At 40.6% G+C, this 15,923-nt stretch carries 16 protein-coding genes; 3 read left to right on the top strand and 13 right to left on the bottom strand.

The window, feature by feature from the left end:
- Positions 1 to 3: 3 nt before the first annotated feature.
- From L1028_RS12150 to L1028_RS12130, 5 genes are all read right to left on the bottom strand, one after another.
- The gene (locus L1028_RS12150; protein WP_234534077.1) at positions 4 to 978 is read right to left on the bottom strand and encodes a phosphotransferase enzyme family protein; all 975 of its coding nucleotides are present in this window, start codon (positions 976 to 978) and stop codon (positions 4 to 6) included.
- A 1,198-nt stretch (positions 979 to 2,176) separates the two neighbouring features.
- Positions 2,177 to 2,353 carry a hypothetical protein gene (locus L1028_RS12145; RefSeq protein ID WP_234534075.1) on the bottom strand — a complete coding sequence of 59 codons (177 nt, stop codon included), beginning with the start codon at positions 2,351 to 2,353 and terminating at the stop codon, positions 2,177 to 2,179.
- Between the two features lie 138 nt (positions 2,354 to 2,491).
- A complete protein-coding gene (locus L1028_RS12140; protein WP_234534074.1) occupies positions 2,492 to 3,160 on the bottom strand; it encodes a carboxypeptidase-like regulatory domain-containing protein in 669 nt (222 codons plus the stop codon).
- A gap of 297 nt (positions 3,161 to 3,457) precedes the next feature.
- Positions 3,458 to 4,939, bottom strand: coding sequence for a DUF4179 domain-containing protein (locus L1028_RS12135; RefSeq protein WP_234534072.1), 1,482 nt, complete (start codon positions 4,937 to 4,939; stop codon positions 3,458 to 3,460).
- On the bottom strand, positions 4,932 to 5,501 hold the full coding sequence (locus tag L1028_RS12130) for an RNA polymerase sigma factor (RefSeq protein WP_234534070.1): 570 nt from the start codon (positions 5,499 to 5,501) through the stop codon (positions 4,932 to 4,934). The genes L1028_RS12135 and L1028_RS12130 overlap by 8 nt, the downstream gene beginning before the upstream one ends.
- A gap of 660 nt (positions 5,502 to 6,161) precedes the next feature.
- On the opposite strand from L1028_RS12130, the gene L1028_RS12125 reads away from it, so the two are divergent.
- Positions 6,162 to 7,322, top strand: a complete 1,161-nt coding sequence (locus tag L1028_RS12125) for a collagen-like protein (protein ID WP_234534132.1) — start codon at positions 6,162 to 6,164, stop codon at positions 7,320 to 7,322.
- Between the two features lie 242 nt (positions 7,323 to 7,564).
- Here the strand turns inward: L1028_RS12125 and L1028_RS12120 are convergent, their stop codons facing one another.
- Together L1028_RS12120 and L1028_RS12115 are read right to left on the bottom strand one after the other, a co-directional pair.
- Positions 7,565 to 7,951 (bottom strand): hypothetical protein, encoded by a 387-nt coding sequence (locus tag L1028_RS12120; RefSeq protein WP_234534068.1) that lies wholly within the window; start codon positions 7,949 to 7,951, stop codon positions 7,565 to 7,567.
- A gap of 166 nt (positions 7,952 to 8,117) precedes the next feature.
- Positions 8,118 to 9,737: an RNA polymerase sigma factor gene (locus L1028_RS12115; protein ID WP_234534066.1), complete on the bottom strand. Its 1,620-nt coding sequence runs from the start codon at positions 9,735 to 9,737 to the stop codon at positions 8,118 to 8,120.
- A gap of 247 nt (positions 9,738 to 9,984) precedes the next feature.
- Here L1028_RS12115 and L1028_RS12110 point away from each other — a divergent pair, with 247 nt between their 5' ends.
- Positions 9,985 to 10,737: a YdcF family protein gene (locus L1028_RS12110; RefSeq protein ID WP_234534064.1), complete on the top strand. Its 753-nt coding sequence runs from the start codon at positions 9,985 to 9,987 to the stop codon at positions 10,735 to 10,737.
- Here L1028_RS12110 and ybaK read toward each other — a convergent pair.
- The 5 genes from ybaK to L1028_RS12085 form a co-directional block, all read right to left on the bottom strand.
- On the bottom strand, positions 10,726 to 11,199 hold the full coding sequence (gene ybaK / locus L1028_RS12105) for a Cys-tRNA(Pro) deacylase (protein ID WP_234534062.1): 474 nt from the start codon (positions 11,197 to 11,199) through the stop codon (positions 10,726 to 10,728). The two genes, L1028_RS12110 and ybaK, sit on opposite strands and share 12 nt — an antisense overlap.
- A 96-nt stretch (positions 11,200 to 11,295) precedes the next feature.
- The gene (locus L1028_RS12100; RefSeq protein ID WP_042189285.1) at positions 11,296 to 11,547 is read right to left on the bottom strand and encodes a YolD-like family protein; all 252 of its coding nucleotides are present in this window, start codon (positions 11,545 to 11,547) and stop codon (positions 11,296 to 11,298) included.
- Positions 11,548 to 11,633: 86 nt separating this feature from the next.
- Positions 11,634 to 12,452 carry an SPL family radical SAM protein gene (locus L1028_RS12095; protein WP_234534060.1) on the bottom strand — a complete coding sequence of 273 codons (819 nt, stop codon included), beginning with the start codon at positions 12,450 to 12,452 and terminating at the stop codon, positions 11,634 to 11,636.
- Complete coding sequence (locus L1028_RS12090; protein ID WP_234534058.1) at positions 12,449 to 12,982, bottom strand: methylated-DNA--[protein]-cysteine S-methyltransferase; 534 nt, start codon at positions 12,980 to 12,982, stop codon at positions 12,449 to 12,451. The genes L1028_RS12095 and L1028_RS12090 overlap by 4 nt, the downstream gene beginning before the upstream one ends.
- Positions 12,972 to 13,634 (bottom strand): bifunctional transcriptional activator/DNA repair enzyme AdaA, encoded by a 663-nt coding sequence (locus tag L1028_RS12085; RefSeq protein WP_423803035.1) that lies wholly within the window; start codon positions 13,632 to 13,634, stop codon positions 12,972 to 12,974. Before L1028_RS12085 ends, L1028_RS12090 begins: the two co-directional genes overlap by 11 nt.
- Before the next feature lie 170 nt (positions 13,635 to 13,804).
- On the opposite strand from L1028_RS12085, the gene L1028_RS12080 reads away from it, so the two are divergent.
- Complete coding sequence (locus L1028_RS12080) at positions 13,805 to 14,344, top strand: MerR family transcriptional regulator (RefSeq protein WP_234534055.1); 540 nt, start codon at positions 13,805 to 13,807, stop codon at positions 14,342 to 14,344.
- Between the two features lie 106 nt (positions 14,345 to 14,450).
- Here the strand turns inward: L1028_RS12080 and aspA are convergent, their stop codons facing one another.
- Positions 14,451 to 15,875: an aspartate ammonia-lyase gene (gene aspA / locus L1028_RS12075; RefSeq protein ID WP_042128747.1), complete on the bottom strand. Its 1,425-nt coding sequence runs from the start codon at positions 15,873 to 15,875 to the stop codon at positions 14,451 to 14,453.
- Positions 15,876 to 15,923: the final 48 nt, after the last annotated feature.

Raw genomic sequence — 15,923 nt, 5'->3', positions numbered from 1 at the left:
GAATCAAATATCGTAAAATATCGTTTTACCGTTTAGGAAAGGCTTACAAACTTCAATTAAATTTGGCATTTGTTCACATAGCCACTTATGCGAATCTTTTTTACTTACAAGAAAAGCATAGTACCCAAATATCGCTAATAACATAAAACTCTCTAACTGCTCAGTATCTAATCTTCTGGTAAAAATATTAGTATATCCAAATAGTACAGCATCTCGCATTTCACTTTTCATCATAAGGGCACCCATAGCGACGTCCATCGCGTAATATCCAAAGCCCGACAAACCAAAATCAATGAATGAAATCCCCTTTGATGTGAGAATTAAGTTGCTATAGTTGATGTCGGCATGGATAAATCCCCATGTCTCTATCGTTTTGCTCAGTAATTTAATACGATCGTTTATCAACGAAAATGTTTTATCAAGGACATTAAAATCCATTGAAGTGATAATACCCATTTCTTCACCAGTTCTCAACTTGGTCAACATGGTATTCGTCCACTCCAACTCATATTTAGGTCTTATAAAACTTGAATCATGTTGATAGCTCATGGAAAACTGATGTAAATGTGCAATACGCGTCCCAAAGATACTGACTGTCTCCTCAGTGTTCAAATCTTGCTTGCACATATTTTCCCCAAAAAGCCATTTTAATACTGAACAATGTATTTCTTCTTGTTCAATGATAACGGTTGATACCAGTTCACCGTTTAGATTTGGAATAGGGATTTGAACAGGTAATTCGGAATGAGTCGACCAAGCTAACAGATATTCTAATTCTGAGTGGATAGCCTCGCGTGTATTATGCACACCCTGCATGTTTTTTGTAATGGGTTTATGCATTCGCAATAAGTAAGTATTTTCAGATCCTTTTTCTGTTACTTTATATGTAATATTTTCATTATGCCGAATCAATTCCGCGAAAGGATCAATAAAAGAATACATACGTAAAACTTCTTTATAACACTTAGTATAATCCATAAAATATCACCTCATAGTTTAGATAACAGAAAAAACTACTCTTTCTTGAGTTATTCGATAACTCATTAAACTATCCTGCCGTTAGTTGAACAAATAAAAACGGCTGCCGAAGCAACCGCTATTCTACTATCGTTCCCTGTTAGCTTAACAATTTAGGGTCGAATGCTCCTTACTTTAATATTCTTTTCTTAGTTGTATGGATGATTTTATCCAGTCATTTAAAAGAGTTGTACTTACTAAAAGTCCTCACCTATTCTAAAAATGGGAAACAGCACACCAGTATATGAGCCTTGTGTTTTCAACATTGTTTCTTCTGTAGAGATTATAGTGCGTACTTGAGATTCATTGATGTTTAAGTATTTAGTTGTTTCTTGAATTGTCATTAAGGCTTTATTAGAGATTTCATTATTGCTTGTTTAGAGGTGAGCATAAAGCTTAAAAAACAAGTAAACAAACGGAAAACTATAGTTGAATAGTACACATTGATGCGCAGGTGCTTCGGTATTCTGCACTTTTTATTAGCTAATGGTCAGAATAGTTTAATCACTAGGGAGGGGAAGTATTTGAAGTTTGAAGCAAGTGATAAACGCATAATTACATTAACCCCAAACTTCCAAATTTTCACAAGAAAACTATGACATTTTCTTTTCAACTATACTGCCCGTGTAAAGCATGTGATTGTTGATCCGTTGTTTATTGAAAACGCATTCACAGAATCGTAGCCAAATTCAGCTAAAGGACACGATAGCTCAATTAACATGATAAGACAGTCGATCAGTCAAGTTGATCGGCCGCCTTTATTCACTACCCCTGCTTTGTAATAAACTCGCATCGCATAGTCCTAGGATAAAACCTTTTCTTCGGATCAGCAAACTTTTTTACGATTAGATTGCGAAATGCTAAATAGTCTTCTTAATTTGAAAAAGGTCGAAAGTGCACCATTTTTACTGTTTCCATTTCAATTATCTAAATTATACCATGTAATACATTAATACATTGGCGAAGAACACTTAAAGTTAAAAATGCATGGTGTCCCTTTTCTGTAAAAAACGTTCCCCTTACCAAGTAAAGCTCGGTAGATGGTTGCGACTAACGTAAACCATTACTGTAAACCCGATGAATAAAACTGTTCCTTTTCAGGCTTAATGTACTCATAATCTAATAATGTCGTAACACTATCAATAAGTTCGACCGCCTCTTACACGACTTGTTTGGGTGTTTTATCTTTAACATCAATTTCATATTCCTTTCTGAGTAATTTTCTTGATGGAATTTTTAAATACACCTCTAAAAACTTCTGGAATATCTCATATTCTTCTTCAAACTCTCCAGTAATCTCAGCCTTACCATCAAGAGTTAGAAACTCAGGAATCATGCTTTGTTCTATATAAACACTCTTGTAATATGAGCAGGCTATCGAAGCCTGCTCAACACCTCCAGCATCTAGTCGTCTGGATGGATCTCACTCAGAAAACGCATGTTACTCATGCTGTTAACTAGAGGTAAACTCACTTCATTGCGAACCTATAGTTCTATCTTCTTTCCAAAAAAGTGTTCCTTCCCCTTGTTCCATTGTCTCCTTATCGAATAACTTGATATCAATCCGATTATAATCGTAGGCATTTAAAACCTTGTTTGTGCTTACATGGATTAAATATGAATATATCCGTTGGTTATTACCTCCATACTCTAAAACTTTGTTAATCTCATATATTTCAGATGCTTCATTATTTATAGTGACTTTGATGTCATCCTTTGAAAGATCTGGGCTAATATCAATAATTTCAGTGTCATTCAACAAATCAGCAGTTTGATTTAATATCTTAGCTCTTTTTAGACTCATCGGTCTGAAATATAACATTAATTGAGGAAAACCTTGTTTTATACGAAATGCTGTTAAAGTATAAACTTCCAATCCATCAATTTTCGCATTCAATTCAATATCATTAAATAAAGGTAAGTTCCATGCCCAATATTCCAAGTAGTTTATGTTGTAATCCTTACACGCATAAAACGTATAATAAAGTCCTTTCTGAACAAACAACTCATAATTTCCTTCTTCATCCGTAAATGTATTATAAATGTCTTCAAATTGATCATTTAATAGTCTTACTATTGCCCCTTTAAGAGGTTCTTCTTCAAAGTTTGTGATTCTACCAAATACTTTAATTTTTGTCTCCATGGTAATCACCTCAATATATGTATTTTATTTAGTTTGATATCAGATAACGTTGTAATTACGAACTTCGTAAAAGATCCTACATGAAGAGTATTCGCGAATTTATTGAGCTATCCTGCACGTTAGTTAAGCAAATAAAAAACGGATGCCGAAGCATCCGCTATACTACTATCGTTTCCCGTAATTGAACAGACTATATTAAGACATTACAAAATTCAAGATTTTGTGTAGATGTACCCGCGGCTGCTACCAGACACTGTTAAACAATTAAAAGGCCCTGATTTTCCGCTTTCGCTTTTCTTATTTGTCTTCTTTTGGCATTGGCAATGGTACTTTCCAATCCAGGTCATAGCTCTTTTTTGCCAATTCTGAAGTAAGAATGAGCTTTTGAGGGAGTTCTTTCATTTCATAACTTTGCAATTTTATTCGGATATGGTTTCTGCCTTGTTTATCCTTTCCTATCATTTTAAAATCTCCACCTGTTACATTGTATATTTTGCCCTTTTCATCCTTTATAGTCCAACCAAAACGATTAATAATTTTATCTGTGTCATCATCCACTAAAATCGTATCTGCTACATTAATATATGATATATCCTTTAAATAAGCCTCTAGTAAAATAGTAGCGTGCTTCTCATTCTTTGGAGATGCTTCATTTAATGGTTCGTCAAAGGTTACGGACATGATCTCAATCGTTTTACCATCATCATCTACTCTTACAGGTTTTTCCGCAAGCTGTTTTGGCTCAAATGATACGACTAGCGCATACGGTTCTGTTTTTTCTAAAGAATCCAATACTAGTGTATATTGATGATCAGGAGACAGGGGAGCGAATCCATACTTCCGATTAGAATGACCGTATTCTCCCACGGCCTTACGTGGAGTATCAAGCGCCCTAGTTAAATCTTTTACTTTCTCTCCTTTTTCATTTTCAACATGAAAATTCAGTTTATAATCATCATAGCGAACATAAGGATCAACTGAATCTAGTTTTCCTTTCACTTGTTTACTTTCCTCTACTAATCTTTTCTTTGCCTCTTCCGTCCATTTCGTTTCATAATCTACACGGGCAGCAGTCGGTGAATGCATAATGCTATTTAGATTGATTTGCAGTCCCTGTGGTGTGGTATACGTCTTATCGATTGGTAGCACCTTTGAAGCCTTAATTGCTTTTTCTAAATCAATTGGAATCTTTAGGGCCCAATTTCCTTTAACAGAGTCGATCTGATTCCCCTCGAACTGTAATAAAAGCTTCTGTTCTTCTGTTTCCCCCGGTTTTTTTAGAGTGAGATATCCGTAATTCCCTTGGATTTCTGCCATATACGTTTTAGTTTCTTTAATTACATTCCCTTTCAAATCTGTTACCTCTACGTTACTTATGTGAAGCTTATCCGGATGAATAAAGTTCTTTTGCTGATCCTTAATCGAATAAACAGCCACAATTCTCATCGGATCAGCCAATATCTCCTCTATTTCAAGAGTATAGCCCCGATCTGTAACAGAGGCATTTACCTTCTGTGAAAAACCTTCCTGTGCTGCATATTGCAGTTCTTTATCAGAACCATTAAATAGCGATTTAACATAGGCCGCAAAGGTAGGACTCACCGATATCGTTAAAAGCAAAGCGCAGCTGATTAAGACAGGAAGTACCAAAGTGCCTAGTAAACGCGACCTTTTTCTTTTATAGGCTACCACTTGGTCAGGAATTACAAAATTAGGCTGATCCAATTCTCCAGCAACATTTATTAGAGTTTGTGCAATCTGTTTGTCTAGATTAGTCATGCATGTTCACTCCCATCTCGGTAAATACCTGTGTTTCTTTGTTAACTTGTATTTTTTCAGCAATTAACTTTCTGGCCTTATGTAGTCTTGATTTTACCGTTCCCTCAAATACGCCAAGGATTTTTGCAATTTCAGCTATACTAAACTCCTCATAATAGTAAAGAATAACTACGGAGCGATGTTTTAGCGTCATCATCTGAATCGCACGCCAAATCTGTTGCTCTTTCTCCTTTTGAAGAATGCTCTCCAATGGGTTTTGCCCAGGGTCAATTGAGTCCATATATTCTTCCGTATTTTTCTTTCTACGCACCATATTAAGTGCACGATGTGTCACAATTTTTATAAACCAAGCTCGAAACGATGTCCCTCTTCGTTTATCATATCGATAAAGTGATTGATACGCTTCCCATAGTGCTTCTTGAACGGCATCCTGAGCTAAATGATAATCATGGATGATCAAAAAGGCGACTCGAAATGCACTAGTTAAGTGAGATTGAACAAGTGTTTCAAAATCAACTGGACCTCCTTCCTTGGGTATTGGAAAATGATGATTTTCTTTCACTTAAAAGACCTCCTCGTTTTTCCTTTCACTTCTTATTCACCAGTTCTCGTATTTTGGTTCATAAAAAGAGGAAAAAACTTTTCCTTCACTTGGGTGAACTGCTGCTTGCGAGGTTATCAATAAATTTCCCCATTTTTTCATAATAACCGTTCAGCTGAAGAAGTTTGCAGCCTACTTTATCCAGATTTATACTTAAACGATCCTGCCCGTTAATTGAACAAAGGGCTACCTCTCGGCAGCCCTCTCATTATTGACCTATAGTTCCCCGTTAGTTCAATATCATTTTAGAAAATAATCACAACTTACTAACAAAATCGCTGACAATATGAATCCTATTTTTTTCATTATCACCCAAAATTTAAGACGAACAAAAAACGCTATTTTTTTCACATTATTTGAAATTATAGGAAACTTCGAACTAAACGAAACTGCCCGTTTGAGCTTAATATGATAGCTTATAAATGCGGTCTGTATCGGTATCAATGACAAAATCAACCCTAACATCATCTGAATATGGTTGTTTAGCCAAGGACGAAAATTACCAATTATTTACCTATTTTTCTTAAAAATAGTTTTTAGTCTAGCTAAACCAGGCTATAGTCCATCCCTAAAATAGACTACTCACGTACAATGAACCATCACTTTAGGGAGGTGTCATTATTGAGTTGTCTAGATGATAAAAAATGTCATAAGAAAAAAATCGCCACTGTATTTCCTTCGAAAAGAAAAAGAAAAGAACATCGTCGAAAAGTTATTAAGAAGATTGTACAAGTCACATGTCCTCCGCCCGAAGTAAATGTTACCACTCCAACAGCCGTTGGTGCTACAGGACCTCAAGGAGCACAAGGAATCCAAGGTGTACAAGGGGCCCAAGGAGTACCAGGACCCCAAGGAGCACGAGGAATCCAAGGAGCAGAAGGACCTCAAGGTCCCGCCGGTGGGCCCCCAGGACCCCAAGGACCGCAAGGTCAACCTGGGCCAGCGGGAGCAATGGGTCCACAGGGTGTAGCGGGCCCCGTTGGTCCTCAGGGTGCGCAAGGAGTGCCGGGTGCACAAGGAGCCGTAGGTCCTCAGGGGCCGCAAGGTTTACCTGGTCCTGCAGGAGCAATAGGACCACAAGGTTTTGTAGGTGCAACCGGATCGGCTGGAGCACCTGGGGTACCGGGGGCAGCGGGAGCAACCGGAGCACCGGGAGCAACAGGACCAGCAGGAGCAACAGGAGCAACAGGAGCAACAGGAGCAACAGGAGCAACAGGAGCAACAGGACCAGCAGGAGCTGGAGGATTAATTCCATTTTCAACGGGGATCATCCTTAGTGGTGCTACTGTAGTATCAGCTGCTCCAATTTTAATGGGTTTTGGTAATCACACAGTTGAAGTTATTAACGGTTCTGGAGAATCAACCATGCCACCCGAAGCAGGTGGTTTTGCTTTCCCAATTCCCTTTGCAGGTACCGTTCAAAATTTACAGATAAGTGTAGATCTATTGGTTGCTTCCGTGGTTTCTATAAATACTCTCGGTCTTCAATATGATTTCACAGTATTCCGCGCACCGTCAGTTCCTAATAATGGGATTGATCATAGTTCTTCACCTTACGTGACAACTCCGCTAACTAGTTCGGTTAGATTCGGATTTCCGAATAATATCATTACAGCTGGTACTTTCCGAACCGCAACGAATTTAAATGTTGGGGGATCATTAGTAGTTGCTGCGGGTGATCGTATTGGTATTCGTGTACGGACGCTTTTGTCGACGGATCCCTCAGCAGCTGATATCACCCAACTCTCATTTAACGCCAGTCTATCCTATACTCCTTCTTAATAAGCCTCCAGCATTGTAATTAGCCATTTGTTTCATGGGTAGTTACCAGAAAACATATCTCGTCTATTAAGCCCAGATTACCGCCCTTAATAAAGACGAGGAGCAGCCGCTACGGCAACTGCTCCTCTTTCTGTTGAACCGATGGAGTATTGGCACTTTCCTAGCCAGTGCTATTCCGTGCTTACTTCTTAGTTAGGTATCAATTGAACAAATCAGCCCGTTAGTTGAATGTATTCATTGAATTATCCATCCTTTTTTGCGAGAAAAAAGGACTTTCTTACAAAAAACGTATAAATTAATACAATAGCTGACCAGGTAAAATTTCCAATAAATAGTTGTTGATTCTGAGAGTATAATAGATCATAACTTATTAAACCAAATCCAAATACATACATAATCATCAACCAAAACCCCCATTTTTTTAAACGCATATAGCCATAGATGAGAATAAGGGATGTAATAGCCAATATAATCCTAAATGATTGTTCTGGAAAGTTTGGTAACCCAAACCTATCTGCTATGCCAATTTCATCGGCATCTGCATTAAAGAATATTGCTGTGACAGTCAATACAGCTGCACCAAAAATGTAAAAACAACTAATTAAAGTTACTCCTAAAGGTCTTTTCACTTTTTAACCTCCTATACTCAAATTTCAATTAACCTTATTCAGCGATCCCGCCTTTTAGTTCAATTAAGTTACGTTAAAATGTTTGTATAGATCCATGTGGGTCTATTAATCAATCGTTTCCTGATAACTTTAACAAAATATTTCATTTTCTCCAGTTAATTTGAAGCTAGCTTCGATTCATGAACATGATTGTGGAAATACCATTTTTACGATGTGGATCAGGCAATTTTAACATACCGATGTCGACTAAATGTTTGAGTACGAAGGCAAGTATGGTTCCCGACGCCATGCAGTTCTGCGACCAGTAGCGCACATATTTATGTGCATGATCTGGTTGTCCATCGAGGTTCACTTGATAAACAGCTTGATCTAATTTCGTGGCGGCTTCTTTGATTCGTTCGGACGGTTGCGGAATCGCCGCATGCAGACGTTCTCCTGTTTGCTTATCCTTGCAATAAACAATGTTAACTTCAAGGTCAGATTCCGTTCTCAGCAAATATTGTTTGTCGAAAAGACGGCGATAGGCATCAATGTTCACATCATTTTGCGGTAAATCTCCATTGATCACATGCATCAGACTGATGAAATCCGAACTCAGATTGTCTCGCCAACTGTCCTTCCTGCCACACCACCACGTATCGACCTGCCATGCCTTTAGTGCAAACTCATCGGAATCCCGATTCATATCGCCACTATAATAATATTGTTTAGGATCAAAACTGACGTCAAACTCTCTGTGAATCGTTGCATGAGCGGCGTAATGGCCGCCATCTTTGCGGCTTACGGAGACCTCTTCATGGCTCACCCTATTGAGTTCTTTGAAGCTCAATTGTTTACCAGCATACGGAATGAGACTCCACAACAGTAGATTGACATCGCCGCCAGGAATGTAGACACCCGTCTCTTGGAACACTTCACCCATCGAGAAAAACGTCTTGAAATAATGCTCGACTGCAATCTCCGCATATTCTTTGAACAATGGGTACAGTACCTCGCTTTTCATTGGGGACGGATCTTCTATGTACATATTGGTACGATACTTTCTACCCGGTAGTTTATCCATGAATCCGTATTCTTCCAGTAGTTCGATTTCATCCTCTATAAATACAGGTGAAATGCCCAGCTCTTCAGCAATTTCATTAATCGTGAGTGGCTTGTGATACGTTGAGAAAGCGATGTTTTGTCTGATCGCCGTCGCTAAAAAGTCAGAGGTGTCGCCTTTGTTTCCTGGGGATCCGTTATGCCCTAAACCTGTCATGCGAATCGGGTTGATGCCAAGATTACCCATTGATCGAATTGTGTTCATTTTGTGTTTCAGCTCCTTTTTCGCTTCGAATAAATGCCATTTGATTGTGCCGCTAGAAAGACCCATCTCAGCCGCGATGTCGATAATTTTCATTCCACCGTAATAGTACTTAATAACGATTTCCCGTTGCTGGTGAGATAAAAAAGCTATTTCCCGCCGCAAAGCACCAGCCGTTTCTTGACGAATGATCTCGTCGAAGCCCTCGTCTCCGGACATCACCTCTTGGTCATCAATCCGCATTTGGTTGGAAGCTTTCACTTTCTCGCTAACGAATTTCGCCCATACATAATGCGCAATCTTAAAGACGTAACTGTTCAGATCCAAGAACTCTGACTTTTTGAGAAGCGCTTGGTATACTTCCAGCGTAATTCTTCCCGCCAGCTCCTCTGCTTCAGCGATCTTTCCCGTTTTGTTCAAAGCAAAACCATATAGTGGCTTGATGTAATCCTTGATGACTCGGTCAGCATGTTGTTTATTCATGTTCTAAAAGCTCCTTCTATCGGGTGGCACTCAAATATATACTGTAGCGAAAATGAAAAAGGTTGGGTAGTTTAGGAAAAGTTATTCAAACATACTCCCCCTTAGCATAATGCCGCTCCCAATCTAGTTCTATATTAGTTTCTCAGCAAATTAAAAAAGACCGTTTCGGTCTTTGTGCAACTTAGAACACCTCATCTCATGTTACAATACAACCTGAACTCATACTTTACGAAGGCGGTTGATACTGTTGATTTACATCATCAAATTTGTATACAGCTTTGTGCTTCCTCCAGGACTTTTCATCTTACTTCTGCTCGGTCTTGTCATTTGGTTATGGAAAAAGAACCGTCGTCCTGCACTTATTCTGCTTGGCGTTACACTGCTTATGTACTTCTCCATGACTCCCTTAGTCAGTGATGCGTTAATCGGAGGTTTAGAACGAAAATATCCACAACCGGATACATTGCAAGGTGATGTCATCGTCGTTCTTGGCGGAGGCGCCAGCTCTGGTACACCGGATATTGATGGAGAGGGCAATTTATATGGATCTGCAGCGAATCGACTTATTACCGCTGTGCGGCTTCATAAATTTAGCGGTCTACCTATCCTATTCTCTGGTGGACAAGTATTCTCTGACAGCGGTAATGAAGCGGATATCGCCAAAAGACAACTCCTTGGACTCGGTGTCCCCGAAGAGGATATCCTGACCGACAACCAGTCTCTTAACACGGAGCAGAATGCTGTAAATACCGCCGCTATCCTACAAGAGAAGGGACTTAAGCGTCCTGTACTAGTCACATCAGGGTTTCATATGCCACGCTCGATGCAGCACTTCAAGAATGCAGGGCTAACAGCGCAAGCTTTTCCTACAGATTATATCGCCAGCGCTGAATTTTCGTTGCAACCCTCAAAGTTCACTCCTTCGCCAGGAGCCATCTCCACTACAGGCACAGCCTTGAAGGAGTATTTAGGTCTTCTTGTTGCTCATCTATTTAATTAGATCTGTGAATTTCGCATTTATTACCCCTGCAAGAAGCTGCGGTGATACATCCATTTGTTGACCAATTTTTCCGGCGCTAACAGCTATCTTTTCCTGACTTTCTGCGCTGCTATCAATGAACGTTGGATATAGCTTTTTCATACCGATTGGTGAACATCCACCACGGATATAACCCGTCCACTTCTGCAAGTCCTTCACTGGCAGCATCTCAATCTTTTTCTCTCCGGCGGCCTTGGCCGCCTTTTTGAGATCCAGCTCCTCAGCAACTGGTATAACAAATACGTAAAGATTTGCTCCGCTATGAGCGACCAGAGTTTTAAAAACCATCTCAACCGCCTTTCCTATCTTCTCCGCAACTGCCGTTCCATGGATTAGTCCATCCTCGTTATCATAAACAAACACTTCATATCCAATTTTCTTCGCATCTAGCATTCGCATCGCATTGGTTTTGGTTATTGCCATATCTGATCTACCTCTCTTTAATCTATTCGATACTTTATGGTCAAAGAGGCCCCAAAGCCAACATGGCTCACAGGACCTCTTATTGCTGCGTTCCCATTAATCTCTGGGATAATTAACTTGCATAATATCCATAAACGGAACTTTTTCGATACCTTCGTTTTTACTGATGTGTACTTTTCCTGTCCGCGAGTCCATTTCTACAATCGTTCCGCGCACCTGTTCTTCTTTTCCCCATACGGTCAATAAAATCTCAGATCCTTCTTGCTTGGCTTCAACTAACTGATTGCCTAGCTCCTCAAGTACAAATTCATCTCTTGTGGGCCGCTTGGCTACTTTTGCTTTTGCCACTCTACTCCTCCAATAAGCGATTACAGGTATTAAGTATATTAAAATACTAAGTATGAATGCTCTCGTTTATTATAACATGTTTCAGTTTAAGGCTCGAACCCCTTCTGGCTCAAGAAAAGCTCGTCTTCACTAAAAACACTCCGGAGTCCATCGTACACCCTGTGATAAGCCGCCGGATCGTACCAATCTTCCAATTGCAGCTCTTCATAAAGAGAGTAAATACCTAATCTCCGTGTCCGTTTGCCCCCACTGCCATCTCCCATAAAATAATCGTCGATACAGACTCTATCCACCAAACCCCTTAGGATCTCTGGAAAAGACGTGCTGCTCGGCAATACCGGAGCGATGGTAGCTTGAACAGGAATGCCCGCTTCACGCAGTAATTGCAGTGTCTTGAATCTTGCAGATATGGGCGGAGCACTTGGTGTGAATTTTTTGCGAATATCTTCACGATCCGTCTCTACAGTCATACTCACGCGAACCTTGTCTTCTAAGCGTAATAATAAATCTATATCTCTGCGTACGAGCGGACTGCGCGTCTGCACGAACAGAAAATCGGGCGGGGTCTCCACCATAACCTCCAGCAAAGCTCTTGTAACCTGCTCCTTGTGCTCAATCGGTTGGTATGGATCTGTGCTAGAGGACATAAAGATGGAGACTGGTCCTATGGATGTTGCTTTCTCGAGTTCTTTGCGTAAGATAGCTGCAGCTTTTTGTTTAACATCTACCCAGGTTCCCCATTCCTCTGTGCGGAACAGTGAAACGGGCATTTGACGCACATAACAATAAGAACAGCCATAAGTACAGCCGGTATATGGGTTTAAAGAATGACTATATCCGTTCAGATAACCCGTCCCTTTATTTAGTAAGGTCTTTGGGGTTTTGTACTGGATCTCATGGTTCATAATTCTTGAGCAATCTTTCCACTTTCCAAGTTAAGCAGCCTCGTCTTCATCTCTAATCCCCCGCGGTAGCCGGTTAATGTTCCATTCTTACCAATTACCCGATGACAAGGGACCGTAATTAATATCGGATTTGCACCGATGGCCGTCCCTACCGCGCGTACAGCAGCAGGCTTTTGAATATGTGTAGCGATGTCCGAATAAGACCACGTTTGTCCATATGGAATTTCACATAACGCTTTCCACACCGCGAGTTGAAATGGAGTCCCTCGATAGTCAAAAGGAATACTGAAAACCTGCAGTTTCCCTTGCAAATATTCGATCAGTTCCTGTAGAAATGGAACCATTATCTCGTCGTCCTGCACCAGTTCACTTTCGGGAAATCTACGGCTGATCCAATCTCTCATTTCTTCGAAGGGCTTCTGCTGCGACCCCACATAACTTAATCCTTTCTCCGAAGCTGCGATATAGAAACTCCATTCCTTATAAGCTAGCAATGTCCAGTATATGATTGCATTTGGTCTACTCTCCATTTTTCTGTACCTCCAAGAATAATTCAGAATGATTCGTTAATTCTACTTTGTTAAGCTGCCGATACTGCGTTGGGGTGTGCCCCGTCTTTTTCTTAAATAAGGTAATAAAATACGACGTATTTGGCAGACCCACATGTATTCCAATATCAGCTACAGCCCGATCCGTGGTAACCAAATATTCAGATGCCTGATCGATTCTCTTTTGCTGTATATAATCCACTGGAGTGATTCCTGTTACTTTCTTGAAGGTTCGATGCAGATGATAAGGGCTTCCATGACAGACTTCTGCCAGCGTTTCAAGAGTAAGAGGTTCCTGATAATGTTTATCGATATATTCAGTCATTACAGCCACCCATTCCTTATCCGGCAGCCGCTCACCCGTCGGTTTACATCTTTTACAGGGACGAAATCCAGATTCTAATGCATGTTCTGCATTTTGAAAGATACGTGCATTCTCTCGATTAGGTGCTTTGGACTTACAGGAAGGTCGGCAAAAGATTCCCGTAGTCTTCACAGCATAAAAGAATTTATCGTTATAAGCTGCATCATTTTGCAAAATTGCCTGCCATTGCTCCTCGGTCATCTGTTCCACTTCTCCGCTCATATCCATGCGCTTCACCTCTAAACCAAGTATACCCCGCTTCAGGGTCATCTGTACTCATTCTAGAATGTAAAAGCAAGATAGTGAAATATAAGAATGGTGAGATTGCTCGTAATTACACTTTGTTTATCGAATCCGCACTTCCTTTGTCAACCGTGCAGGGAGCAGCAATTAAATAACGAATTACTCATAACATGACTACCTGAACTGGAGGAATCAAAATGGAAATTCTGAAAACAAAGGATGCCGCAGAGCTGCTGTCAGTTAGCCAGACTACGATCAAACGTTGGGCTGCTATGTTCCCTGATTTTTTTCCAAAAAACCGGTTTGGCCACTATACATTCTCAGAGCAGCAAATCAGCTTGCTTAGTCATATTAAAGACCGCATTAATCACGGAGAACCACTAGAGAGTATTCAATTAACTGACTCGAATGAAAAACAGATGTCCATGTCACCGCAAGATCCACTCCATCCCACAGACGTTGAGCCTCTGCAAGATATATTATCCCGGATTCATTATATTGAACGTACACTCGATCAAAAAGCCGACGAAGTAGTCATGATACAGTTGCTTCAGCAGCGTGAGGAGCTTGAGGATCTGCGGATAATGATCAAACAATTAGCGGCAACCCTAGAACCAATGCAAGGTTCAAAAGGCAACGCCCTCACATCTAACGAAGCTTCCCATCCCGTTACTACTGCAAGGTTGCCCTCTCCACCAAGAAAACGTGGTCTGTTACGCTCATTCTTTTTCCTGTAAGCCTGAAACGCAAAAGAACCTACTTCTAACTAACGTTGAAGTAGGTTCTTATTAAATATCGTAGGACATGGATGACAAAGTCAGCGATTAACGGTTAGGTAATCCCCTATTGCTTCTGCAATAAAGCTGAGCCTGCGATTCCCGGATGCGTCATTTCGTATGGGTCCAGAATCAGATTGAGCTCTTCCTCGGATAGCACATTATACTTAAGGCACAATTCACGAACAGATTCTCCTGTCAAAATCGCCTCACGAGCAATACGAGAAACCACTTCATAGCCCAAATGTGGGTTAACCGCAGTAATGATTCCGACACTCCGCTCCACATCCCGCTCTAGCTTCTCTTTATTAGCTTCAATACCAGCCAGACAGAAGTCTGTGAAGACTTGGAAGGAGTTATTCATGATGCTGATGGACTGAATGAGATTAAATACTAGAACTGGCTCCATAACATTCAGCTCCAATTGACCCGCTTGGGAAGCCAGACAGATTGTATGGTCATTTCCTATCACTTGAAAAGCTACCTGATTGATGACCTCTGCCATAACCGGATTAACTTTACCTGGCATAATGGAGGAACCAGGCTGGCGAGCAGGTAGTGAAATTTCATTAAACCCTGTCCGCGGGCCGGAGGCCATGAGCCGAAGATCATTAGCAATCTTAGACATGTTCATCATGCAGACTTTTAGGGCAGCAGATACTTCTGTGTATGCATCTGTATTTTGCGTAGCATCCACAAGATGATCTGCAGTAACTAGCGGTAATCCACTTATTTCAGCCAAATGCTCTACAACCACTTCGATATAACGAGGGTCAGCATTTAATCCAGTTCCTACAGCGGTTGCCCCCATATTTACTTCATACAAATGATGACGTGTATGTTCAATACGTTTGATATCTCTCTCAAGTACTCTGCGGTAAGCCTCGAACTCTTGGCCCAGACGAATCGGCACTGCATCTTGTAGATGTGTGCGTCCCATTTTTATGACCGGATCGAATTCCTTGGCTTTGTCTGCAAACACCTCATGCATTCTGCGCATTGTAACAAGTAGTTGTTCCAGAAGAGAAAGCGTCGCAATATGAATAGCCGTCGGGAATGCATCATTTGTAGACTGCGCCATATTCACATGAGAGTTGGGACTTAAATGACGATAGTCTCCTTTTTCATGACCAAGCAGCTCTAATGCTCGGTTAGCAATGACTTCATTGGCATTCATATTTAACGAGGTACCTGCACCGCCCTGTATAGGGTCTACAATAAATTGTTCGTGCCACTGTCCTTCGATGATCTCATCTGCTGCTTTCACAACAACTTCTCCAAGCCCACGATAGAGCCTGCCGATTTCCATATTTGCAAGCGCAGCGGCTTTCTTTACGATCCCCATCGCTTTGATTAATTCATTGTGCACTCTATAACCCGTAATTGGAAAATTCTCTACTGCGCGTAATGTCTGAATCCCATAGTATGCGTTCTTATCTACTTGTTTGCTGCCTAGAAAATCATTTTCTACACGAAATTCAGTTCCTGTCACAGTAAATCCCTCGCATTCTTTGAGTTAGGTTTGATCGGAATAAGAAAG

It is taken from the genome of Paenibacillus pseudetheri (genome assembly GCF_924513355.1).
GTDB lineage: Bacteria > Bacillota > Bacilli > Paenibacillales > Paenibacillaceae > Paenibacillus_AQ > Paenibacillus_AQ pseudetheri.
Note: the sequence above shows the minus strand (reverse complement) of the source record. Positions and strands in the feature narration are given on the sequence as shown.

Coding starts and splice junctions, on each gene's coding strand:
- ybaK (WP_234534062.1), bottom strand. CDS start 11,199: ATGGCAATAACCAAAACCAATGCGATGCGAATGCTAGATGCGAAGAAA.
- L1028_RS12135 (WP_234534072.1), bottom strand. CDS start 4,939: ATGACTAATCTAGACAAACAGATTGCACAAACTCTAATAAATGTTGCT.
- L1028_RS12140 (WP_234534074.1), bottom strand. CDS start 3,160: ATGGAGACAAAAATTAAAGTATTTGGTAGAATCACAAACTTTGAAGAA.
- L1028_RS12095 (WP_234534060.1), bottom strand. CDS start 12,452: ATGAACCATGAGATCCAGTACAAAACCCCAAAGACCTTACTAAATAAA.
- L1028_RS12090 (WP_234534058.1), bottom strand. CDS start 12,982: ATGGAGAGTAGACCAAATGCAATCATATACTGGACATTGCTAGCTTAT.
- L1028_RS12145 (WP_234534075.1), bottom strand. CDS start 2,353: ATGATTCCTGAGTTTCTAACTCTTGATGGTAAGGCTGAGATTACTGGA.
- L1028_RS12080 (WP_234534055.1), top strand. CDS start 13,805: ATGGAAATTCTGAAAACAAAGGATGCCGCAGAGCTGCTGTCAGTTAGC.
- L1028_RS12085 (WP_423803035.1), bottom strand. CDS start 13,634: ATGACCCTGAAGCGGGGTATACTTGGTTTAGAGGTGAAGCGCATGGAT.
- L1028_RS12115 (WP_234534066.1), bottom strand. CDS start 9,737: ATGAATAAACAACATGCTGACCGAGTCATCAAGGATTACATCAAGCCA.
- L1028_RS12150 (WP_234534077.1), bottom strand. CDS start 978: ATGGATTATACTAAGTGTTATAAAGAAGTTTTACGTATGTATTCTTTT.